This is a genomic window from Rhizobium sp. Root274 (genome assembly GCF_001429245.1).
In the GTDB taxonomy this organism is placed as follows: Bacteria; Pseudomonadota; Alphaproteobacteria; order Rhizobiales; family Rhizobiaceae; genus Allorhizobium.
In genome coordinates this window covers 25,410-46,647 of the sequence record NZ_LMJE01000001.1, presented here as the reverse complement: position 1 = coordinate 46,647, position 21,238 = coordinate 25,410, and the positions used below count along the sequence as shown (strand labels likewise).

The 21,238-nt window shown below is 60.6% G+C and carries 33 protein-coding genes and 1 tRNA gene; 18 read left to right on the top strand and 16 right to left on the bottom strand.

The window, feature by feature from the left end; all coding sequences use genetic code 11:
* Window positions 1-119 precede the first annotated feature (119 nt).
* On the top strand, window positions 120-299 hold the full coding sequence (locus ASE36_RS00300; protein WP_156669296.1) for a hypothetical protein: 180 nt from the start codon (window positions 120-122) through the stop codon (window positions 297-299).
* Entirely contained in the window at window positions 289-786 is a 498-nt protein-coding gene (locus ASE36_RS00295; RefSeq protein ID WP_062274319.1) for a hypothetical protein, read from the top strand. The genes ASE36_RS00300 and ASE36_RS00295 overlap by 11 nt, the downstream gene beginning before the upstream one ends.
* On the opposite strand, the gene ASE36_RS00290 is transcribed toward ASE36_RS00295, so the two are convergent.
* The 15 genes from ASE36_RS00290 to ASE36_RS22445 all read right to left on the bottom strand — a co-directional run bounded on the left by ASE36_RS00290 (window position 750) and on the right by ASE36_RS22445 (window position 9,608).
* Window positions 750-1,691 carry a DUF4238 domain-containing protein gene (locus ASE36_RS00290; protein ID WP_062274316.1) on the bottom strand — a complete coding sequence of 314 codons (942 nt, stop codon included), beginning with the start codon at window positions 1,689-1,691 and terminating at the stop codon, window positions 750-752. The two genes, ASE36_RS00295 and ASE36_RS00290, sit on opposite strands and share 37 nt — an antisense overlap.
* A gap of 22 nt (window positions 1,692-1,713) precedes the next feature.
* The gene (locus ASE36_RS00285) at window positions 1,714-3,180 is read right to left on the bottom strand and encodes a helicase HerA-like domain-containing protein (RefSeq protein ID WP_062274313.1); all 1,467 of its coding nucleotides are present in this window, start codon (window positions 3,178-3,180) and stop codon (window positions 1,714-1,716) included.
* Entirely contained in the window at window positions 3,170-3,478 is a 309-nt protein-coding gene (locus ASE36_RS22755) for a hypothetical protein (protein WP_162244197.1), read from the bottom strand. Before ASE36_RS22755 ends, ASE36_RS00285 begins: the two co-directional genes overlap by 11 nt.
* A gap of 152 nt (window positions 3,479-3,630) precedes the next feature.
* Complete coding sequence (locus ASE36_RS00275; protein ID WP_062274308.1) at window positions 3,631-4,743, bottom strand: phosphoadenosine phosphosulfate reductase family protein; 1,113 nt, start codon at window positions 4,741-4,743, stop codon at window positions 3,631-3,633.
* 43 nt (window positions 4,744-4,786) lie between these two features.
* Window positions 4,787-5,038: a hypothetical protein gene (locus ASE36_RS00270; protein WP_062274306.1), complete on the bottom strand. Its 252-nt coding sequence runs from the start codon at window positions 5,036-5,038 to the stop codon at window positions 4,787-4,789.
* Window positions 5,039-5,040: 2 nt separating this feature from the next.
* On the bottom strand, window positions 5,041-5,376 hold the full coding sequence (locus tag ASE36_RS00265; RefSeq protein WP_062274303.1) for a hypothetical protein: 336 nt from the start codon (window positions 5,374-5,376) through the stop codon (window positions 5,041-5,043).
* Window positions 5,369-5,707: a hypothetical protein gene (locus tag ASE36_RS00260; RefSeq protein WP_062274300.1), complete on the bottom strand. Its 339-nt coding sequence runs from the start codon at window positions 5,705-5,707 to the stop codon at window positions 5,369-5,371. Before ASE36_RS00260 ends, ASE36_RS00265 begins: the two co-directional genes overlap by 8 nt.
* Window positions 5,708-5,840: 133 nt before the next feature.
* Window positions 5,841-6,443 carry a hypothetical protein gene (locus ASE36_RS00255; RefSeq protein ID WP_062274297.1) on the bottom strand — a complete coding sequence of 201 codons (603 nt, stop codon included), beginning with the start codon at window positions 6,441-6,443 and terminating at the stop codon, window positions 5,841-5,843.
* Window positions 6,433-7,797: a DUF3560 domain-containing protein gene (locus tag ASE36_RS00250; RefSeq protein WP_062274294.1), complete on the bottom strand. Its 1,365-nt coding sequence runs from the start codon at window positions 7,795-7,797 to the stop codon at window positions 6,433-6,435. Before ASE36_RS00250 ends, ASE36_RS00255 begins: the two co-directional genes overlap by 11 nt.
* Window positions 7,798-7,896: 99 nt before the next feature.
* Window positions 7,897-8,034 (bottom strand): hypothetical protein, encoded by a 138-nt coding sequence (locus ASE36_RS22450; protein WP_156378527.1) that lies wholly within the window; start codon window positions 8,032-8,034, stop codon window positions 7,897-7,899.
* Window positions 8,035-8,187: 153 nt separating this feature from the next.
* A complete protein-coding gene (locus ASE36_RS23135; RefSeq protein WP_274533370.1) occupies window positions 8,188-8,322 on the bottom strand; it encodes a hypothetical protein in 135 nt (44 codons plus the stop codon).
* A 2-nt stretch (window positions 8,323-8,324) separates the two neighbouring features.
* Complete coding sequence (locus ASE36_RS00245) at window positions 8,325-8,642, bottom strand: hypothetical protein (protein ID WP_062274291.1); 318 nt, start codon at window positions 8,640-8,642, stop codon at window positions 8,325-8,327.
* A gap of 1 nt (window position 8,643) precedes the next feature.
* The gene (locus ASE36_RS00240) at window positions 8,644-9,009 is read right to left on the bottom strand and encodes a hypothetical protein (protein ID WP_062274289.1); all 366 of its coding nucleotides are present in this window, start codon (window positions 9,007-9,009) and stop codon (window positions 8,644-8,646) included.
* 11 nt (window positions 9,010-9,020) lie between these two features.
* A complete protein-coding gene (locus ASE36_RS00235; RefSeq protein WP_062274287.1) occupies window positions 9,021-9,377 on the bottom strand; it encodes a hypothetical protein in 357 nt (118 codons plus the stop codon).
* A gap of 66 nt (window positions 9,378-9,443) precedes the next feature.
* The gene (locus ASE36_RS22445) at window positions 9,444-9,608 is read right to left on the bottom strand and encodes a hypothetical protein (protein ID WP_156378526.1); all 165 of its coding nucleotides are present in this window, start codon (window positions 9,606-9,608) and stop codon (window positions 9,444-9,446) included.
* Between the two features lie 715 nt (window positions 9,609-10,323).
* Between ASE36_RS22445 and ASE36_RS22440 the strand changes: the two genes are divergently transcribed.
* The 6 genes from ASE36_RS22440 to ASE36_RS00205 all read left to right on the top strand — a co-directional run bounded on the left by ASE36_RS22440 (window position 10,324) and on the right by ASE36_RS00205 (window position 12,883).
* Window positions 10,324-10,527: a hypothetical protein gene (locus tag ASE36_RS22440; RefSeq protein ID WP_062274284.1), complete on the top strand. Its 204-nt coding sequence runs from the start codon at window positions 10,324-10,326 to the stop codon at window positions 10,525-10,527.
* Window positions 10,528-10,625: 98 nt separating this feature from the next.
* Window positions 10,626-10,699 (top strand) — tRNA-Gly (locus tag ASE36_RS00225).
* Between the two features lie 50 nt (window positions 10,700-10,749).
* Complete coding sequence (locus ASE36_RS00220) at window positions 10,750-10,977, top strand: hypothetical protein (RefSeq protein WP_062274281.1); 228 nt, start codon at window positions 10,750-10,752, stop codon at window positions 10,975-10,977.
* A 263-nt stretch (window positions 10,978-11,240) separates the two neighbouring features.
* Window positions 11,241-11,636: a YbhB/YbcL family Raf kinase inhibitor-like protein gene (locus ASE36_RS00215; protein WP_244474623.1), complete on the top strand. Its 396-nt coding sequence runs from the start codon at window positions 11,241-11,243 to the stop codon at window positions 11,634-11,636.
* A 128-nt stretch (window positions 11,637-11,764) separates the two neighbouring features.
* Window positions 11,765-12,346: a hypothetical protein gene (locus ASE36_RS00210; RefSeq protein ID WP_156378525.1), complete on the top strand. Its 582-nt coding sequence runs from the start codon at window positions 11,765-11,767 to the stop codon at window positions 12,344-12,346.
* Between the two features lie 63 nt (window positions 12,347-12,409).
* Window positions 12,410-12,883: a hypothetical protein gene (locus ASE36_RS00205; RefSeq protein WP_156669295.1), complete on the top strand. Its 474-nt coding sequence runs from the start codon at window positions 12,410-12,412 to the stop codon at window positions 12,881-12,883.
* A gap of 6 nt (window positions 12,884-12,889) precedes the next feature.
* Here the strand turns inward: ASE36_RS00205 and ASE36_RS22965 are convergent, their stop codons facing one another.
* Window positions 12,890-13,045 carry a hypothetical protein gene (locus tag ASE36_RS22965; RefSeq protein ID WP_244474705.1) on the bottom strand — a complete coding sequence of 52 codons (156 nt, stop codon included), beginning with the start codon at window positions 13,043-13,045 and terminating at the stop codon, window positions 12,890-12,892.
* Between ASE36_RS22965 and ASE36_RS00200 the strand changes: the two genes are divergently transcribed.
* Genes ASE36_RS00200 through ASE36_RS22435 form a run of 10 tightly spaced genes read left to right on the top strand, consistent with a single transcriptional unit; the run spans window position 13,044 to window position 21,238 of the window.
* Window positions 13,044-14,693, top strand: coding sequence for a phage terminase large subunit family protein (locus tag ASE36_RS00200; RefSeq protein ID WP_244474686.1), 1,650 nt, complete (start codon window positions 13,044-13,046; stop codon window positions 14,691-14,693). The two genes, ASE36_RS22965 and ASE36_RS00200, sit on opposite strands and share 2 nt — an antisense overlap.
* 3 nt (window positions 14,694-14,696) lie before the next feature.
* Entirely contained in the window at window positions 14,697-16,397 is a 1,701-nt protein-coding gene (locus tag ASE36_RS00195) for a phage portal protein (protein ID WP_062274268.1), read from the top strand.
* Complete coding sequence (locus tag ASE36_RS00190; protein ID WP_062274266.1) at window positions 16,387-16,656, top strand: gpW family head-tail joining protein; 270 nt, start codon at window positions 16,387-16,389, stop codon at window positions 16,654-16,656. The genes ASE36_RS00195 and ASE36_RS00190 overlap by 11 nt, the downstream gene beginning before the upstream one ends.
* 12 nt (window positions 16,657-16,668) lie before the next feature.
* A complete protein-coding gene (locus ASE36_RS00185) occupies window positions 16,669-17,895 on the top strand; it encodes a S49 family peptidase (protein WP_062274263.1) in 1,227 nt (408 codons plus the stop codon).
* A gap of 12 nt (window positions 17,896-17,907) precedes the next feature.
* On the top strand, window positions 17,908-18,282 hold the full coding sequence (locus tag ASE36_RS00180) for a head decoration protein (RefSeq protein ID WP_062274260.1): 375 nt from the start codon (window positions 17,908-17,910) through the stop codon (window positions 18,280-18,282).
* 11 nt (window positions 18,283-18,293) lie between these two features.
* A complete protein-coding gene (locus ASE36_RS00175; protein ID WP_062274257.1) occupies window positions 18,294-19,319 on the top strand; it encodes a major capsid protein in 1,026 nt (341 codons plus the stop codon).
* A gap of 26 nt (window positions 19,320-19,345) precedes the next feature.
* On the top strand, window positions 19,346-19,747 hold the full coding sequence (locus ASE36_RS00170; RefSeq protein WP_062274254.1) for a hypothetical protein: 402 nt from the start codon (window positions 19,346-19,348) through the stop codon (window positions 19,745-19,747).
* Complete coding sequence (locus tag ASE36_RS00165; protein WP_062274251.1) at window positions 19,747-20,526, top strand: hypothetical protein; 780 nt, start codon at window positions 19,747-19,749, stop codon at window positions 20,524-20,526. The genes ASE36_RS00170 and ASE36_RS00165 overlap by 1 nt, the downstream gene beginning before the upstream one ends.
* Complete coding sequence (locus ASE36_RS00160; protein ID WP_062274248.1) at window positions 20,526-21,050, top strand: phage baseplate assembly protein V; 525 nt, start codon at window positions 20,526-20,528, stop codon at window positions 21,048-21,050. Before ASE36_RS00165 ends, ASE36_RS00160 begins: the two co-directional genes overlap by 1 nt.
* Before the next feature lie 11 nt (window positions 21,051-21,061).
* A complete protein-coding gene (locus ASE36_RS22435; protein ID WP_156378523.1) occupies window positions 21,062-21,238 on the top strand; it encodes a hypothetical protein in 177 nt (58 codons plus the stop codon).

Genomic DNA, 21,238 nt, shown 5'->3' with positions numbered 1-21,238 from the left:
CGGCGTGGATCGCCTTCCACCTCGGGCAGCAGCTTTCCTCTGTGGATGTGGCGGAACTGATGCGGGACGGCACCTCCGCCCCGACAATCCGGAGGATGATTAAGCTCTGGGGGCTTCCAATGAAGGGCATGCGGCGCGGAATTGTGGTATCCATCCCACGCCAGAGCCGTGTTAGGCTCGAAAAGCTGGCTTCCAAACGTGGCATCACCCCAGAGCGTTACTTGGATCGGATCTGCTTCTTCGCGATCCGGGACGACATGTTCGATGCAATCGTGGACGAGGGCGGCGATGACGACTGAATGGACACCTGAATTGGTGAAGGCGGCTTTGGTCGACGCCTTCGAAATCGACTACGACACCGGCGGTCGGGTCGGGCCGAAGATGTATGGCTCGGCAATGCCGGAGTACCTGGTCGACTCCAAGGATCTGTGGTGGCAACGGGAATCCGGCTCGAACAAGGTCGGCCGCATGCGGGCGAAGGTGCAGCGGCGATCGGTAGAGATCTCCCGCATGGAAATCGTCCTCCTAGGTCATAGGGACCCGCGCGGCCGAGATCTGCCGAATTGGCTGGGTGGTTATCTCAGGGATATGGAAGGCCCGCGGAATTGCCTCGAGGCGCATGCAGTGAATTCCGCGTTCTGGAACATTCGGGGCAAGAGTTTCGACGCCAAGCGGTTCTGCAAACGGGTGGGCTGGTCATACTGGACATTCCGTTCGCGCCGCGATCGAGGTGCTGCGATCATCGCTCATCACCTCAACGAGCTTGGGCTTGCCCCGTGGAGGTAACCTCGCCTCCCGTTTCTAGGCCTCAGGACGTCACTGAATAGGCTTGGCAAGCGGTTAGTGCCGAAACGGTTCGCTACAAACTGGTGTTGTCGCTCGTTGGTGGAGTAGACAAAACGCCCCGCGCCCTCAACGACGGCCCGGTTTGTCTCTCTCGCCAGCAAGTGCCGGTCGACCCGCTCCATTTCGGCAAGGAACTTCGTATCTTCTGACGCCAAGAAAAGCTTTCTGGGACCTATCGGAATCGCGATGTGACCGTACGGTGGCTTCAAGGCATTGCTTCGGATTATGGGCCGATCTGAGGTAAGCAGCTCGTGCGCAGTTCGAGGAATCTCGATCACTCGCCAGTCCATATTGTTGATCGTACCCCCGAGGCGATGATTGTCGATGAGACTGAAAAAGATCTCAAACTGATGCTTTTCGATCAGCTGCAACGGCGCTGTACTGAGCCATTCTGCAAACGTTTCTGGATCGTCGGGCGTTTTCATGACCCGGTATCGGGCTTCCATTTCGTCCGTCGTTTCAACCCAGTCTTTACGATACTGCTTTCTGAAAGTGGCTATGTCGTCAGGCCCTCTCAGCAGCATCGAAATCATGAACCTCGTCCAGGCTGACCTTGATTCCACTGTCCAGGCAGCCGCGTTACCGTGCGTATGCAGGTTCTCCAGCGCGTCAGCAGCCATGGTGTCGACCGGCTTGAAGAAACGCTCCTCCACCTGTTGCGCAAGCTCTGGCTCGAAGCCTTCTAACTCGTATAATCGTTCCTGAAACCCCGTGTACTCAGGGCCTACTGCCTTTGCGATGACCGTTTTGTGAGGCATGGAGAACTCTACCACCCTCCCGTTTACTGCCCATCGTCTCAAGTAGAATGCTGGTATGAAATGATGCTTTTTGGGTGGGTTTTGCACGGGTTAAACGCTCATATACCTATCAGTTGAGAACAAACGAAAGCGCGGTAACTGATCCAACGAAAACGCCGGACCAAAGGCAGATTTGTCGGACATAGTGGCCTTTTCCGAGACTGCGTGGAGCCCTCGGCGCGAAGTCCGGCACGAATTGAGCATAGGAGCCGGGAACCCAAGGTTCGTTGGTCTCCATCGCCGGACGGGCCAGTCCGCGCGCCTCGCGCATCCGGTCACGGAACCGCCAGATCGCTTCCTCCGAATTCTCCACATCAGCGTAGCGAGCGAGAAGGGGTGTCGAGGCCATCACGGCATCCCGTTCCATCTGGGAAATCGGCCCGACCTGGGCTGAGGGCGGTAGGATTTCGACCTTCTCCACCTTGGTGGGGACAACGGTATCGTCGAGCACCGAGATCAGAGCCTCACCGACTGCCAGCGCTGTGATCTCCTTGCGTACATCGACCTCCCTGTTCTCCCTGAATGCCTGGGCCGCCGCCTTCACCATCCGCTGGTCCTTCGGGGTATAGGCGCGCAGCGCATGCTGGATCCGAGAGCCGAGCTGGGCCAGCACGGTGTCCGGGATATCAGCCGGGGACTGGGTGACAAAGAAAACGCCGACACCCTTGGAGCGGACGAGACGGACGAGGCGTTCAATTTGCTGCACCAATTCCTTCGGGGCATCAGAGAACAGCAGGTGAGCCTCATCGAAAAAGAACACCAGTTTCGGTTTATCGACGTCGCCGGCCTCCGGCAGAACCCGAAACAATTCGGTCAGGAGCCATAACAGGAAGACGGCGTAAAGCTTTGGGCATTCCATCAGGGTGTCGGCATGGAGGAGGTTGATCACCCCTCTACCGAAATCGTCGACGCGCATGAAGTCGGTGATGTCAAAAGGTGGCTCCCCGAACAGCTTGTCCCCACCCTGGCTATCCAGCGAGAGCAATTGCCGCTGGATCGAGGCAATGGAGGCCGAGGTGATGTTTCCGTACTGCCGGCAGATATCCTCGCGGTTATCCATCATGTCGTTCAACGACCAGCGGAGATCGTCGAGGGTCAGCATCCAGTCCCGATCATCCTCGGACTTCCTGAAGCAGATCTCGAGGGCGCCCTCTTGGGTCTGGTTCAGCTTCAGCATGCGGGCGAGCAGTCCGGGACCAATTGCCTGCACCGAGGTCCTGATCTTGGTGCCGTGCGTCCCGAAGATGTCCCAGAGCTGCACCGGAAACCGGTCCGGGGTGAATCGCCCCGCCATCGCCACAGCGCGGGCAGCCAGCGGGCTTCCATGATCACCAAGGGCGGCGACACCGGAGAGGTCCCCTTTGACGTCAGCGGCGAACACAGGGACCCCAGCGCGCGAGAATTCTTCTGCAAGCCGCTGAAGCGTTACCGTCTTGCCGCCGCCGGTGGAGCCGGTAACGAGTCCGTGGCGGTTGGCCCGGGCGAGGGGGAGCGAAACGATCTTCCCGGACGCGGTCTTGCCGATATCAATTCGCATCGTCGCCCTCCTTGGCAAGGAAGGGGTATTCGCCATCCTGGGGCCGGAAGTTGTCGCGGATAATGATCTCTGCAGCGGCCTGACGCGCCTCCGGGATCGCCCCGGAAACATTCTTCAGCATCTGGAGCACGGGGAATACCCAGATCGGCACCTCCTGCTCTCCTGTCGTCCATTGCCGGATCCGCTTCTCCTCAAACCCGAAGATGCGGCCGAAAGCCAGCGGGGGCATGCTAATCTGGTCGAGACCGGTCCGGAATTCCTCCGCAGTCATGCGGCGATAATCGTAGCGTCTGGACACGTCATTCCTTTCGAGTTGGCCACAATTGGCAGGGGAGAGCATAGCAGTTCCTTTCATAATTGGCACAGTTGCCGGGAGAGAATTTGGTGGCTCCAGCCATTCACAGGGCCGGGGGCTGGAGCCGATGACCGGCCAAGATCAATAGGCGGCTTTCAGACGACCCGCCGCATGGCTGCCTCCCTCGTTTCGTTGATCGAGGCGGTGGATTTCAGACGCGCTGCGCTCTGCTCCAGCAGATCGGCATAACGCTCGTGAATGCTGCTGACTGTCAGGTGCTGGGAATTGAAGCCGTAGAGGTCGCTGATCTCGTCACGAGTTGCAGCGAGAATTGACGCCTCGTCGTCCGTCAGCATTCGGGTCGGCCAGCCCTTCACGTAGAGCATCGGTTTCGTGATCCGGGCCTCGATCTCTTTGCGGAGAGCGGCACGTTGTTTCGCTGCCGCCAATTGATCCCGCTGTACGTTCGACAGCAGGCCCGGGGCGACGTCGCCCAGCCACCTGGAGCCCTGGAACGCGAACCCGCTTACAGCCTCCAACGATACCATGCGGCGGTAAAGCTCTTGACTTTCGGGCACAGCAGTGGCGGCCGTTAGATCTGCGATATTGGACATTATGCAGAACCGGCAGGAAACCCGGCTCATGCCATGGACGCGATAGGCCGGATGAGGACGCAAGCCGGACGCGTCGATCATCGCGAAAACGTCCTCGGTCTTGAGATCTATAATTGGGCGCCAGGTCCACACCTGTCCGCCGGCATCGCGGTCGGCCACGGCCATTCTTGCCCGGGCTGCGCTTTCCTCTCGACGAACGCCAATTACGTTGAGAACCCTTTGCCCTTTGAACCTGCGTTTCAGCTCGGACATGATGACATGCGTCTTGAGCTCAGAGGTGCAGAACCGCATTGCAGGCGTCGACCAGCAAGGGACCAGCGTGACAGTGCTAAGCTCCTCGTATCTGGTCTTGCTGGAGAGCCAACGGCTTTCCCAGCGTTCCATGAGTCCGCCAGCCTTGCGCCGAACGACAACCAAATCGCATTGCAGGTGCTCGGCCAATTCCTCGCAGATGTCTAGGCTGTCATCCCATTCGACAGTGCCGAGATCAGCATGCACAAGAATTCGCGGGCCGCTGTGGCCGACCTGGTCGAGGTGTCGGACTGTGGCCAGAGCTGCGGCCTGGCTGTCTTTCCCACCTGACACGCCAATTGCTACCGGTGCATTCTCTGCAATGAGGGCGCGCACGTCTTCAGTGATGGCAAGATTTTCCATCGTAAAATCCTTTTCTGAGCGGGCACAATTGCCCTGAGGAAGTTCAGGCCGCCGCTTGCTGCGGGGGCTCGAGTTCTAGTGTGATGACGCGGGCGTCCCAGCCCTCGAGGAACAGCCGTTCGAATTTGGCTGCTGCTGTGGGGCTCATGATGTAAGCCCCTTCGCGCCCGGTGTAGCGGCCCCTGGCAATTGCACCGGCGAGCCGAGCTGCACGGGTTTTCCATCCATCGATGGACGGGCAGCGAATGGCCAGCTTGCCTTTCGCGTACCGAGCAAGGGAAACGGTGTAATCCATGGTCACACCTCCGCCTCTATACGGGCCAGGACGGTTTCGGCCTGCTGGACCTCGGCAAAGTCAAGCCACCGAGATTTGCAGGTCTCGACGAGCGCCCGCAGCGCGCTTTCCAGATCGCTGGCCAGCCATGCGGCGCCCTCGCTGCAGTCGATGACCCGGCCCCCTTCGCCGTCCATCTCCTCGCCGTATTGCTCCGCATAGGCCTGGCGCATTTTATCCCGTGCCTTGGTCTCTGCGTCGTCGTACCCCGTGGCCCGGACATAGCAGCCGAATTCGCCCTGGTCGGGGTCGTTGTCTTGCCAGGCCAGAAGGACGGAGAAAGTCTTGAGCTCAGCCATTGGCGCGGCCCTCCGCTTTCTCGATTGCCGAATCGACCAACCGGCAAGCGGCCTGCTCAAAGGGTGATGCGCCGCAGTTTCCGCGCGCTTTCTTGATCGCCTTCAACGCTGCCAGCATGTCGGGCGCGGCTTCGCGGACAGGATCCGGGGTGTACTCGGAGGGGTGCCATTCCATGCCGGCGCGTAGGTTGACACCTTTCAAAGTCGCGATGGCGTCCGGCGTAGCATATGCGCAGTGGCTCGGGGCTCCGTCTCCCTTGTGCGCAACGTTCCAATGGCCGGAATCGTCGCGCCAAAAATCATAGCCGTCACAGGTGAAAATCTTTTGCATTGCATTCAGCCTTTCAGATGGGGCCACAATCGGCCCAGGGGTTAACCGTGGATGGCTCCGGCAATCGCCGGTAGCCAGAGAAAGAGAGCGGCAAGGAAAGAAGCCAGCGCCGCGAATTCGAGGGCGGCGCGGGTCATGGGCGTACGATCCGAATGATTTTCGTGTTGACCTTTGCCGTTGCGAAGGTGTCCGGGGGCAAGATCTCCACCGTTTCGGCGTCGTCGTTCTGGTAGGTGATCGGCACCAGTGCGACCAGAACGGGCGCGGTATCGTGGCCATTCCTGCCCATCAGAGACAGAGCCGCCGCGATGTGAGAACGAACCGCGCTGAATGGCGGGTTCATGATCACCCGGGGGAACTCCACTTTGCCCCGTGCTTCCGCCGCATATTCGAGAAAGCAACGCTGGAAGACTGGACCCAGGCGCCGTAGCTCCGAGGCGAGGGCGTGGTGTCGCTCGACCATTGTCAGCTCAAAGCGGCTATGACCGGCGGCGAAGAGCGCGCGGACAAGCTGCCCCGTGCCTGCGCTTGGCTCCAAGGTGAGAAAGTCACCTTGCGGGCCCAGATAGCGCACCATGCGCGCGGCCACGTCGTCGGGGGTGACATGGCATTCCGTCGCCTTGTCCACGATCAGCGGAGCGGGCACGTCGCCTTTCTTGATCTCGGTGAATTCCTCCCGCGTCTTAACCGGAATTCGCATCGGCTTTGCCGGTCGCTTGTAGAGATCACGCCGCATCGGTCTTGCCCTCTTCCATCGGGGAATAGGACGGCGGGACGTCGTGCGCCTTGGAGTCCGTTAGGAAGACGGCAACCCATCCGCGCTGATATGCGGGGCCGGTGTGCGACGGGTCCAGGCAGATTTTGAACCTGAATTCCCCGCAGATGGATTCGCGCGTTCCCCTGTAATCGGTGCCGATCTTGGAATATTCCGCCTTCGTCATGTGGGCGACGCGAAACCGGTTGATTTCCTTGGTGCGGTTCCATTTGTTGTATGCGTAGAGTTCCGAGACCTTGAGATTGAGGATCGGCGGTTTTGCATCGGCCTTTGCGGGGACCTCATAGCCGACTGACTGCATGAGTTCCGCCCACTCTTCCGGGGTCATCTCAATTTCGTTTCCATCTGCCAGGTGCACCGGCAGCGCAACAGGGCTTGTCAGCAGGAAAGAACCATCGGGAAGGCGCTTTGCTTCCGGCTTGTAAGCGCCATGCGTCCGCGCGAAGATCTGCAGAGTTGCCGGCGTGATCGTCCCAGCGAAAAGCGGCACAGGTCCCAGCAATTCCCGCTCATATCCAAGGCGGTTCAACAGGTGTTCGATCCAGCGGCGGCGCTTCGGGCCGCTGATTGTCCTGTTCGCCGCCTCGATCGAGCTTTCGCGCACCTGCTGCAATGTCAGCTCTCCCCGCTCGATGCGAGTTCCGACATCCCAGTGAAGGACGGACCCGGTATCAATCGCATTCACGCGGACGACGGCGGCGATCTGTGAATCCGTCGTGCAACGATCCCAGAGGCGCAGAACGTTGTGGGCATGATTGACGCCGCGTTGCAGGTCGCGAAGCTCCGCCAGAAGGGTTTCGATGCGATTAGCCCGGACGCGAGGGCTGTTTTTGAAATTGGCGTGATGCTCGACCGAGGTCGCCCGATACAGCCAGTAATTAGCGTCCTTAGACAGCTTGACGGCGGCATTCATTGCCGAGTGCATCCGCTCTTGCGTCTTGCGGGCCTTCCGTTCTGAGTGGTGCCCAACAAGGATTGGCTGCCCCATGTAAAATGCCTGCGACAACTCGTTAGCGCGGGCATGGAATGCGTTTGCGTCCCGGTTGCGCTTGTGAGCGATCCCCTCCAATCGTTCGGCCTTCAGCTGCGCACGGTCGGCAAGGGTCATCTCTTCCGGTTCGATTTCACCGGCGAGCTCAATGGCGAGATCCTCGCGATCCGGTGTCCATTTCGGAGCGACGAAAAGCTCCTGTTTCGGCGCCCAGATAAAACCGGCTTCCCTCACTCGCGCATAGGTCTCCGCATCCGAGCGAGAGGAGGCATAGAGGCGCAGCTTATTGTCTTCCGGGGAATAGGTCGCTGTAATCGTGGTCATCGGTTGAACCTTTCAAAATCGGGCACAATTGCCCTTGTCTGGCTTGCGGCCATGTATCCGGCCCCCGTGGGGGTGAGGGCCGGTAACATCGCGGCAAAGTCAATGAATGCGGACGGTCAGACCATCGATCAGGAAGGCGGATTTCCGGGCGATGGTGGCGCGCCGATCGTTGCGGCGGACCTTGCCGGGAAGACGCTTTGCAAAAGTATCGCGGCGGTTCTCGTGGGTGGTGGTCATGGGTAAAGTCTCCTCTTCTAGCTGTCACAGTTGACGGGGGTGGAAAGGCTTAGGTCATGAAACTGGTTACGGTGGTTCCGGATCGTCTGCGGCGAGGGCATCACCGGCGATTGCAAGGGCGATACAGGCGAGGAAGGCGCGTCGGTTCATCGGTCACCCTTTCAGAATGCGGAAGATTTCCGCCTTGCATTCCTGATTAGTCGGTTCCCGGCCCAATCTCGCTTTCAGGCGGTTATAGATCGTGCCGGGGTTGTTGTTGGTCACCGTAACGTTGATCTGAATGGCCATGGTCACGGCTCCCAATGTTCGACGGCCTGTAGGATCGCGGCCCAGTCATCGGACTGGATTTCGCCGCTTGCTTCCTGCGACGCGCCATTGACAAAGACCACGGCGAAACGGGCGCTATTCGGATATTCCCGCGCCGATGGCTCGGCATAATCGATGAAGACGTGGGCGAAAGGTCCCTGACAGGTGAAGTCACCGGCCGCGATGAAAGAGGGGCAGATATCACCGGCCCAGCTCGAGTCCTGCCAGCCGCCGGGAATGGCCGGCAATGTGGATTGATCGAATGACGGAAAAGCGTCTGCCATCTGTGGAAAGGTGGTCATGTCACGCGCCTTTCGCGGGGTTAAGGACGGGGGCGGAATCGATCACCTTGCGGACACGTTCAACGCCATGGTTCGAGATGATTTCATCCAAAAGCGCTTGCGCCATCTTCCGATAATCCGGCTTGTGTGCATGGCCTAGACTCATGAGTTGGCGAATGGCGCGATCCTGCAGGTCCCCGGGCATTTTCTGCCCTTTTGCGTAGTGGGTGACATAGCGGGGCCGGTCGTCGATCCCGTCAAACTGCAGAATGAAGCGTTCACGCTTTCCAGCCATATCGAGAAAGGCAACGGCGCCTGTTACGTCGATGGTGACGATTTTCCCGGCTGCCTTGTCGAAAGCGGGGGCTTTGATGGTAGCGGTTTTCATGGTCGCCCCCTTCAAGCCGCGCGACGGATGCGCGGAACATCTGCCAACATTGCCCGGGCTTCCTTAATGGCGGTCCGCACCATGTCCGAAAAATACGAACCATGGCCGCGCGCGTTCATGCCGAGATGATCGCGGAAAGTCTCTACCTGTTGCGCGTAGTAGACGGACCCGCCCAGATAGTCGGCGGAGATCTCGCAACCGTCCAGCAAAACGGAAACCTTGCTGTCGAAAGCGACCATCTCCCCGCTATCGATAGCGGCTTGAATAGAACCGTCTTCGTCGTCGCCATCGTAGCGATAGGAAGGGTCGAACTCGACTTGCCACTTCACAACGAAGCGCGCGGTTTTGAACGTCCAGAGCGTTTCCATGGGTCTTACCTTTCAATACGGCACTGTTGCCAGATAACGGCCCGAAGGCCGTTGCCTCGTAACAGGTCAGAAAGTGAGAAGGGGCAAAGCGAGGCAGGCACAAGCCGCCACGCCGAACCAATCAACGGCAACTGACCCACGGTCGCGCTTGGCCGTCTTGCTGATATGGAATGATCCGCCGACAGAGCCGACGCGCCAGAAATAGATGCCACCAACTTTGCGAATGGTCATGGTCTTAAGCCTTTCAGGTCCGGCACACTTGCCGCTTTCGATGGTTTGACCATACCATGAACACAGATCATGTCAACATAAAACGTGCGAACGATGGCCCGGAACTGCAGAAAGTTTGCCGAAAAATGCTTTCGCACCAATGCGACGGCAACGCCTGGCACTGGGTGCAACATCCAACATGTTAACGTGATCTCTCCGCCGGTCCGCTGCCGTGTCCCTTGATCTTCCCCCGCCTGACTCCACCGCGCCTTTGCCATCGATGCAACTCGAGGGCATAAACGGCACAACAAAACGTTATGATGGCCACAGTCGACGAAGGGCGGGGGCGATACCTTCAAGGCCTGCACCACCATCACCGGCCAAGCCTTCCCGCTGTCCGGTTGCGGGGTGATCACAGGCGGGGGCCAGGTAAGGGCAGGACAAGCACCGGCCACCATGACCCACGGGGCAGGGGCTGGGCTGGGTAGGCCAGCAGCTCACCAAGGGCAGGCAGAGAGCAAAGCCACACAGAGCGCCAGAGACAGCAGCTCGGGCCTGGGTAGTGAGACCCAGCGCGCGACATGAGCGAGACCCTTCCTGGGCCAGCCATGGCGGCAAATGAAGGCTCTAGGGACCGTATGAGGGGCAGGCGGCATGCGGGGCGCAGCACCCCCGATCTTGGCGGAAGTTATTTTGCATAGGGGAGGTCTTCCCCTGCCTAGTTTGCGAGGCCGAAATGGCGCCGGCTGAAGGCGAGAAACGTGACCTCCACTGGCCGGAAACGCGGTCGATGGTTCGGGTCCATGATGCTGAAATCAATGGGAAACCGGGCGCTGTTTGCATCGACGATGCCGGCGAGGTCGTGTTTCACAGCAATAACCGTTCGGCGGTCTGGTTCTTCGTCACCGAGAACGATCTCGAGGCGGTTCAGCTTCACTGATTGAGACGGGAGCGCCGCGATCGGTCCCTTCCTCCTCGTGGGGGTCGAGAAGCCCATCGCCGGTGGTCTCCCAGGCCGGTGGAAACAGCGGCAAAAATGCGGATGTAGCTCAGTGGTAGAGCAGTGGGTTTCCACCCCATGTGCGCGGGTTCAATTCCCGCTTTCCGCTCCATTTCGCCTGACAAGGCCCGAACCGGCGGCCCCGGCAAAAGGAGAAGACGCATGAGCGCCCCAGTATGCAGAGCAAAATTCAAGCTTACCGCCCGCATCGAGAACCAAGTAGGCCATTCCCTGACTTTCGAGCCTGTGACCACCGGCAGCCCGGAGAACGATCAGTTCTTCAAGTGGACGCCGTGGGGCAAGGTCGAGATCGGCACGGTCAATCCTGAAGCAGCCGCGGGGTTCAAAGTCGGCGACGAATACTATCTCGACTTCACGCCGGCCAACTGACGGCGTCGGTCTCAAGACCACTTCGGACTTGGAGTTCCGCAGTGGCTGCTTCCGGGAGCACAGACCGGATAGGAGTAGGCAAGCCTCCAAGGGCGAAACCAGGTGCGGCCTACCTGAGCATACGCCAGCCTGGGGCAGAGACACGGCGCCGATCCCGACCAACCGGGCATCTGCAAAAGGCGCCGCCAATGGGCCTCACCGGGAAACTGGTGGGGCCTGCCTTTCCCCCTATTGCAACTCTCGCATGAGTTGGCCAATTTGAGATGCCAACCATTGAGAGGGGTAGGAAAGTGAAATTCGCATTGACTGTTATCGCAGCCGTGATCGCTGCAAGCCCTGCAGCGGCGGGGATGTCGGCCAGTTTCGACTGGGGGCCGACGAAGAAGTGCTTCGACTCTAAGTCTCCACCGTTCAAGGTGACTGGGGTCCCAGATGGGACCGCCAAGCTCAGTTTCTCGATGACTGATCTCGATGCCCCGGACTACCGTCATGGTGGAGGGAAGGTCGAGTACAGCGGCCAAGGCGACATCCCCTACGGCGCGTTCCGATACAAGGGCCCATGCCCGCCGTCGAAGCACAAGTACCGCTTCACGGTGAAGGCGCTGGATGCAAAGGGCAAAGAGATCGCGAAGACTACGGCAACGAAGTCGTTCCCGTAAGGTAGCGAAACGACAGATTTCAGAGGCCTCGTCGGTGATCCCGGCGGGGCCTTTTGCGTTCCAGCGGTTGCAAAACAGCCGCGAAAGTGCCGGATCAGACGGCAAAACAGCACCAAAAGGTTGAAGCAGTGAAAATCCGGGTCGATGTGCATCAGGCCAAGGGCTTCGAAGCCTTCCTGAACTCGATCGGCACTGAACTTCGTCCAGCCGCGGCCATGGGCCTGAACGAGCATGTCGCCGAGCAGCGCCGTCAGTCCGTTGTCCGGATCTCAGACTTCACCGGCGTCCCGAAGGGGCGCGTCGGGGGGAAGACACGGCTCATCAAGGCCTCAGCAGGCGCCACCATGCAGGCAGTGGTTCGCACCTCTGATATCGCGATCCCGCTTGCTGAATACGGCAACCCGGTCTGGGTTCGGGATCTTAACCCGATGGCCGACGGCAAGCGCGGTGGTTCGGTGTCCTCCATGAAGGGCGCAGAGGCCACAGGCTGGAACGTCCGCCGGCAGTTCCCGGGCGCATTTGTCGCCAACGGCCAGGTCGTCGTCCGCAAAGGCAAAGGGAAAGGGCCTCTCAAGGTCCTCTCCATGGCGGTACTCGCCAACGAACTGGCGAAACCGACGAGACCAAACACGAAAGCGGCGGAGCAATTCGCCGCGATCGACATGCAGAAGCGAGTTATGCGCCATGTAATTCGGGCGCTCGGTACCTGAGTTATGGCGAGTAAGGCGAAGACGGCAGGTCACTGGATCCCGGAGACCTGCACGAAAGCCGACTTGTCCGTCATCCTGGGTATCTCGCTGCGCAGTCTGACCGATCTGGACACCAAGGGCATCCTGGTTCGGGCGCCGAAACGGAACCTGTACCTCACCAAGCCTTCGATGGACGCCTATCTCGGCCGCCTCCGGCAAACAGCCGCAGGGCGATCGGAGGAGGTCCGGAATCCGCTGGCTGATGAGCGTCTCGCCAATGAGAAGCTTGTCCGACAGATGAATGAGCTCAAGCTCGCCCAGATCAAGGGCGAGAACCTGACGCTCGATGAAGTCTCGGAAAGCTGGACCGCGTTTGCGGCTCAGGTGAAGTCGGCGGTGCTGACGATCCCCGGGAAAGCCCGGACTTCGATCCCGCACCTCACCAACCATGATGGTGAGACCCTGAAAAAGATGTGCCGTGACGTCCTCAACGATCTCGCTAACGAGGTCGAGGCAGGGGTCATCGGTGGGAACAAGAACGATGTCAAACCGAAGTAGCGCTGTTCAGCGGCTCTTCGGCGACATCTCCAAGTCGCTGCGGCCCCCGCAGGAGATGTCCTTTTCCGAATGGGCGTCGTCAGGGGCCTTCAGGATCGCCACGGGTGCCTCGATCGGCCGCTTCCATCCTTGGAAGTTCCAGCGCGGCATCCTGGATGCCATGGGAGACCCGACCATCGAGAAGGTGTCCGTCATCAAGGCGGCCCGAACCGGTTACACCCTGTCTCTCGTGGCGACGATCGGGGCTTACGCGGTCAATGACCCCAGCCCGATCATCCTGCTGATGCCCACGGATGATGATGCCAGAGGCATCGCAGTCGACGAAATCGATCCGGCATTCCGGCAGAGCCCAGCGCTCAGAGGGCTGATGAAGGTCGGCCGCTTCGACGGCCGCAACACACTGACGCAGCGCGCGCTCCTCGGCGGTGGCTCGCTCAAGATCCTGTCAGCGATGGCGCCGCGCAACCTGCGCCGTCACACCGCGAAGGTCCTGCTCTGCGACGAAGTCGACGGCATGAAGATCACCAAGGAAGGTGATCCCATAACGCTGGCGATTAAGCGCACAACATCGTTCGCGGATCGAAAGATCATCATGGGGTCCACCCCCACGGATCAGGCGACCTCGATCATCATCAAGCGGTACGAGGAATCGGATCGCCGCATCTTTCAGATGCCTTGCATGCACTGCGGAGATTTCTTCGAGCTGCTCTGGGAGCACTTGGATTGGAAAGCGGGGCTGCCGGAAACGGTGGTCTGTTTCTGCCCGAAATGTGGTCTCGAGATCCAGGAACGGCATAAACCAGCGATGGTGGAAGAGGGCGACTGGTTTGCCACTCATCCCGAGGTCAAGGACCACGCCGGCTTCCGGCTCAATGCCCTGATTTCGATGTTCGCGAATGCCTCCTGGGTTAAACTGGTCGAGGAATACGAGAACGCGAAGAAGAACGGGCCTGCTGACATGCAGGTCTTTCACAACACCGTCCTCGGCAAGGTGTGGTCGAACGCCATCGACTACGTCACCGAGGAGCAGCTCATCGCTCGGGCCGAGGATTTCGGCCTGGCATGGAAGGTCGAGAAGGGCCGTTGGCGCGAGGATATCCCAACGGATGTCGCTTACATCACAGCCGGGGTCGACGTTCAGGTCGATCGCCTCGAGATCAGCTTCATCGGTCACAGCTCGCGCCACCGCTACATCCTTGGCCACCACGTCATCTACGGGGCAACGAACCTGCAGACGACGTGGGATGAGCTCGATGCAGTTCTGGCAACCGAGTTCAAGCATCCGCTTGGTGGCAACATCGGGATTGAGGCCGCGGGGGTCGACTCCGGTGACGGCAATCGGACCCAGTACGTCTACGACTTCTGCGAAGGCGTCCAGAGCCGCCGGATCGTGGCCATCAAAGGGCGCGCCGGCCCGCACAAGGTCATAGAGGCCAGCCGAACGAAACGCAGAAACCGGACGGCCCCGCTGTATCTGATCGCAGTCGACCAGGTGAAAACAGACATTCTTGCTTCTCTGCCCCTCGGGAATGAGGAGGAGCAGTCCATACGCTTCAGCAACGAGCTGACAGCGGAATACTACGACCAGCTCAACTCGGAACGGAGGGAGCTGAAATACAAAAGCGGCCGGCCCGAGATCGTTTTCGAGCGCATCGGCCGCCGCAAGGCAGAAGCGCTGGACACCGTCGTTTACGGCTTGGCCGTGAAGTACCTGTGCCGCTTCGATTTCGAGAAACGCTACGAGGAACTGCGCGGAGCTCCGGTCAGAAAACTGGGGCTGCGAGAGCTGTCCTCGAAACTCCATGGGTAAGAGATGACGGAACTTGCTGAAAAGCCGCGCGTCCGCGTGAAGGCGCGCGGCGCGCAGTCCGCTTTCTTCCAGGGAGGGCGCAACCCACTCATGGTCTCCTGGAACCCGAGCCTTCGGGAGCATCAGGATGATGTGCGGAAGGACTGGGAAAAAGCGGCGGCACGTGCCGTCGAGGGCGTTCAGAACTCGGGCTTCCTGACCAAAGTTCTGGAAACAGAAGTCGGCTCGGTGGTCGGCGCTGGGCTCCGCCTCTCAGCCAGGCCGGATGCTGAAGGGCTCGGTATTTCTCAGGAGGCCGCGAACAAGCTGGCGCGCCAGGTCGAGGGCCTATTCCGGTCCTACTCGCGCAATCCAATCGAATGCGATGCCGGCGGACGGATGTCGTTCGGCAAGATGCAACAGGCATATTTTGCGTCCTACAAGTGCTACGGCGAAGGCTTGGCACTGCTGCCCAAGGTGGTTCGCCCTGGCGCGCGGTACATCAGCAAGGTCGCGCTACTTCCACCGTCAAGGCTTTGCCAGAAGACGGACGAGACCGAGAACATCGTCCAGGGTGTTCGCTGCGATCGCGATTGGGGCTACCCCACGGGGTACGTGATCAAGCGCAAGGATCGCGCGCTTGGATGGCAGGAAGTTGAGATCGCCGCCTTCGACAAGGATGGTGCTCCTCAGGTCGTTCACACCTTCGACCCAGCCATGGGGGTCACGCGTGGCATCTCCCCGATGGCGCCGATCCTGAAGGTCGTCCGCCAAGTCGATCAGTTCGCTGATGCTACACTGACCACAGCGCTGCTGCAGACCATCTTCGCCGCAACCATGAAGACCACGATCCCAGGCCTGGCCGGGTTCGATGGTTTGATGACCGGCAAGGACCGAGACTCAGGCATCCTCGACATGGAGGCCTTCGCGTCTGCCAAGGGTGAGTGGTACGACGGCGCAAAAATTGACCTCACCCAGCATGGGCGCATCGCCCAGCTATTTCCGGGTGACGAACTCGTTTTCAACGAGGCTAAGGCGCCGGGAGCGCAATTCGACCAGTTCATGGGCTGGTTGATGAGGGAGATCGCGGCTGGCGCCGGGGTAACCTACGAGAGTGCCACTGGCGACTATCGCGGGGCCACCTATTCGTCGATCCGCATGGCGGGCGCCATTGAATGGCTGAACGTCCTGCGCCGGCGGGAGAACATTATCCAGCCGTTCTGCCAGGCTGTCTATGAGGCCTTCCTCGAGGAGGCCATCTTCACAGGGCGGGTGCAGTTCCCGGGTGGTTACTCGAACTTCCTTGCCAAGCGCGAAGCCGCCTGCCGAGCCTCTTGGTCGGGCCCAGCCCAGCCTCAGGCCGACGACTTCAAAGCGGCTCGCTCGCACGAAGTCCTCAAGGATATGGGCGCCACCACGCTCATGGAGATCTCGGCCTCCTACGGTCGGGACTGGGACGACGACATGCGCCAGCGCGCCGAGGAGAATCGCTTGGCCGAGGAGCTTGATCTCCCGCTGCCGTGGGCCCCGACGGACCCTCTGGAGACCAAGGACGGCCAGGAGCTCGCGCTCAAGGCCCCGCCGGCAGGTGAGGGGGAAAAGAAGCAGAGCGGGAACCGAAAGAAGTCCACACGGAAGGGCGCCGAGGATCCGCCGCAGCGCGATCCGGCTGATGCCCTCGAGGATGAACTGCAGGCCGACGTGGAGAGCAACGATGGCGATTGATTACACGACCCTGTTCGGGTCCGAGGAATACGATCCCTGTGCCGCTCTTCAGGCCCTTCGTCCCGTCTACATGAAACTCCGCGTCGAGGGAGGGGTGCAACGCGTCACCTTCCGCGATCGCACCGTCGAAATGTCGCGTCCGGACATCACCGGGCTCGGAAGCCTGATCGCCCAGCTCGAGAGCGAATGCGCTGCGAAGAGCGGACGTGGCCCCACCCGGTTCGCCATCACGGCCGGCAGCCGCCACATGCGGTCATAGGAGACCACCACGATGAAATTCATGGATGTCGTAGCGTCCCAGCCTTGGGCGCTCGAGGGCTCCCGCGCGCAGGAGTACAAGGCGATCCTCGAGGGAGAAGGGGACGTCAGTCCTCAGGCTCTGGAAGCCTACCGTGCCCGTGCCTCGGCCCGTGGCGAACGGATGGGTGTCCGCGACGGTGTTGCCATCCTCAACGTTGAAGGCCCGCTGTTCAAGAAGGCGAACCTGTTCGTCGAGTTCTGCGGGGCAACCTCCTACGAGATCCTGCGGCGCGATCTGCAGGCCGCCCTCGATGATCCCTCCATCACAGCGATCCTGCTCAATGTGGACTCGCCCGGTGGTGAAGCCAACGGCTGCGATGAGCTCGCTGCCGCGATCTATGACGCCAGAGGCAAGAAGCCGATCACCGCTTACGTCAGCGGCATGGCTGCATCAGGTGGCTACTGGATCGCCTCTGCTGCCGATCGCGTCGTCATCTCCGAGCTCGCCGTCTTGGGCTCCATCGGTGTGGTTCTCGGCGTCGAGGACCGCAGCAGCGCGGATGAGCGCCGGGGCGTCCGGAAGGTGGAGATCGTCTCCTCTCAGTCGCCAGGCAAGCGGCCAGATGTGAACACGGAAGAGGGCAGGACCCAGATCCAGACCATGGTGGACGACCTCGCTGAGGTCTTCGTCTCCGCCGTGGCGAAACACCGTGGCGTCTCGTCCGAGGACGTCATCAGCAAGTTTGGCGCCGGTGGCGTCAAAGTCGGGGCGAAAGCAGTGGCATCCGGAATGGCCGATGAAGTCGGCCAGTTCGAGGCCGTGCTGGCGTCCCTCTCCCCCAGCGGCTCGGGCCGCTTCTCCAACCGATCGAAAGGGACATTCGTCATGACCGATCAGAACACCGGCCCTACCGCAGAGGAAATCGCTGCCAAGGCCACCGCAGACACCCAGGCCCGCATCAAGGCCATCGTCTCTTCCGACCTCGGCAAGACGATGCCGACGCTCGCCAATCATCTCGCCTTCGACACCACGATTACCTCGGAAGTCGCGGTGAAGATCCTGGAGACCGCCAAGGCCGACATGCCGGAAAAGAAGCCGGAAACCGGCGGCGAGCAGTCCCAGAGCAAGACCTACGAGCAGCAGAAGGCGGAAGCCGGCGCTCTCGGGCTCGCCCAGCCGCAGGGCACCAATGCCTCGGCGCCCAATGTCGACCCCTTTGCCAAGGCGGTCGCCAACCACAATCGCAAGTTCGCCTAAGGAGGGTGACCGATGCAGAAGGTTTTCAATGAAGGCCGCCATGCGGCTGAGTTCCTGCTGTGGGAACAGGGCATTACCTATTCCCGCGACAACATCGTGATCGTCTCCGGCGCCGGCATCCTCAAGGCAGGCACCGTGCTCGGCAAGATCACGACCGGCGGCAAGTATAAGCCGTCGACCGCTACCGGCTCCGACGGGGCTCAGACCGCCGCAGCTGTCCTGCTCTACGACGTCGATGCCACCAGCGCTGACGTAAAGGTTGCCGCGATCACCCGCGGTGCCGAAGTCAACGGCAAGATCCTTGCCTACGACGCAACCGTCGACGACGACGCGAAGAAGGCGGCCAAGGCCGTCCAGCTCGCCGCCGTCGGCATCATCGTTCGCTAAGGAGGCGAGACATGCTCGATATCTTCAATGCTGACGCTTTCAGCGTTGTTCGCCTGACCCAGGTGATCAACGATCTGAAGCACAAGCCGTCCCGCATCGCGGAACTCGGTCTGTTCGACGAGGAGTCTCAGGACACCACCAAGGTCTCGATCGAAAAGAAAGGCGAGATCCTCGTTCTGGTGCCGCCGACGCCTCGTGGTGGACCTGGCATCACCATCGACAAGGAAAAGCGCGATCTGCGCATCCTCAATGTGCCGCACTTCGAAATCAACGATGCTGTCTATGCTGAAGAGGTTCAGAACGTCCGCGCTCTGGGTCAGGAGGCCGCACTCGAAACCGTGGCGGCAAAGGTTTCCAACCGCCTCGTTACCCACGTGAACTCTCATGCGGTTACCGAGGAATATTCCCGCATGGGCGCGATCAAAGGCGTGGTCACCTATGCCGACAACTCGACGCTGGATCTCTTCGCCGAGTTCGGCGTGTCGGCAGAGGCCACGGTCGCGTTTGACCTCGCAGCAGCTTCGCCGGCCGACGGTGTTCTCCGTGAGAAGTGCGCTGGCATCACCCGCAAGGTGGCTGACATTCTGGGTGGCCTCCCGTTTACGGGGCTCCACGCCTTCTGCGGCGACAACTTCTTCGACTCGCTGCTGAAGTTCAAAGAAGTCCGGGATACCTATAAGGGCTGGAACGAGGCGACCATCCTCCGCGATAGTTACATCGGTCCGAACCGCTCGAGCTACGGTATCTTCCAGTTCGGCGGGATCGTGTTCGAAAACTACCGTGGCAACGTCAACGGCACCGCGTTCATCGGCACCGATGAATGCCAGATCTTCCCCCTCGGGGTTCCCGGGCTCTTCAAGTCGGTCCGCTCGCCGGCTGACTATATCGAGACCGTCAACACGATGGGCGAGCGCCTCTATGCGAAGCAGTACCGCATGCCCAACGACAAGGGCGTTCACCTGGATAGCCAGACGAACTCGCTCCACTACTGCTCGCGGCCCAAGGCCCTGATCAAGGGCGTTCGGACCACGGTCTGACCCAGGCACAAAGGCGGACCTGAGCCATGACATCACTGTTCGCGGGTCTTGAGGAGCTGGTCTCCTCTGCTGTCGATCGCTTCCACGGTGAAACCACCGTGATCGTTCGCCAGCAGAAGGGCCAGTATCTCGCCCGATCCGCGGACAGTTCTCGTCCCGACCTCGAGGTAGACGGCGTCGTCGACAGGAACCCGGTTACTGCAAAGCCTCAGGATGAAGGTGCATACGACGGCTTTCAGCCCTCCATCGGCGGCGACCGCTTCCATGTCTCCTACAACAAGCGCCTTTTCGCCAGCCGTGATGAATGGCCAGCGCAGGGCGATCACATCGAAATTCCGACCAACCCGTCGATCCCGACGCTGAAGGTGGTCAAGACCCCCGAAGACGACGGTATCGGCCGCATCGTCTGCATCTGTGAGAAAGCCTGATGAGCCTCGTCGCCCAAGCGCTTTGCATCACTGCGCAGAACCTCATCAAAGGTCAGACGTGGGCCGGCAACGATGTCCTCCTGCAGCCGGTTTATCCGCTCGAGGCAGTCATGAGAGAAGGCCGTGACGCCGCCCCGGTGATCGCGGTGTTTGCGGAGCACACCAAATTCGACGTCGAGGGCAGGGCCACTCAGGGGCGTGAGGCCCGGGTCGAGCTCAAGTTCTTCGTCTACAACGCGCCGGGAACGCAGCGCATCATCATTGATGGCGCCGAGGCCATTGAAATCAGCCTCGACACCGAGACCGCTGGCCTGACCCTGAACGCCGTTGCCCGCCAGATCGATGCTGCCCTCCATTTCGGGCCGGATCTCTGGCTGGAGTGCTGGAACAAGATGGTTCTGTCCATCGATGACCGTGAAATCCGCTACGTTCTCATCGAGATCGAGGACGGCGTAAAGATCCCGGCGGCTGAGATCGGCTACACCCTCAAGGCCATCCCTGACCCTGACTTCGGCGGTGCGCTGACGGTGGCCTGGCAGAAGTTCGATGCAGCCTTGAAGGCCACGGCTGAGGGGGCCTTAGTCGCCAGGCTGTTCGAGACGCTAATCACCGACCCCATGGGTCTACCGGACTGGCAGCTGGTTAAGCGTAATTTCGGCCTGACCTCCGGTGCAATTGGCACGATCGGTCTCGGACCATACCAGGGCGTCACGCTGCCCGATGGTGAGGTTCCTCCCTTCAACGACCACACCGTCACTCCCGACGCGCTGGAGCCCTGATGTCTGCGCTGGTCAGAACGCTGCTCAGCCGGATCACCGAGCTCGAGCGGCGGATCGGTGGCATGAACATGAAGGGCAGGGTGACCGACGTCGACCCAGCCACCAAGAAAGTCCGGTTCGAGATCGGGCAAGATGAGGACGGCAATCCGGTGAAGTCGCCGTGGGTGCTGGTCAAGCAGCGGGCAGGGGCTCTTAAGATCTTCAGCATGCCGTCCGTCGGTGAACTGGTGGAGGGTGCCTCGGATTGCGGCGATATCGCCCAGGCTACGGTCTCGCCCTGCCATTGGACCGACGACAATCAGTCTCCATCGGACGATGGGGAGATCCACAAGCTCACCTTCGGAGACGTCGCCTTCACGCTCACCGGTGACGGCGTCCTGCTGGAAGCTGGGGGCGTCACCTTCCGTTTCGATGGCGCCGGCTTCGTCCAGGACGGCGGCAAGCAAGAGCACAACGGCAAGAACGTTGGCTTTGACCACAAGCACGTTACCGCACCTCCAGGGCCTCCTGGAGTGGTGCTTTAAGGAGTTCAGATATGCCCAAATTCATCGTGACCAAGCTCGCCGGCAAGGAAGTCGCTGGGTTTCCGAACCCCGGCGCAGGAAAGGTGATCGAGCTTACGGACATCCAGGCCCAGCATCCTCTTCGGATCGGCCACCTCGAACGGGACAAACCGGCCGCACCGGCCCTGTCTACCAAGCCTAAGGACTGA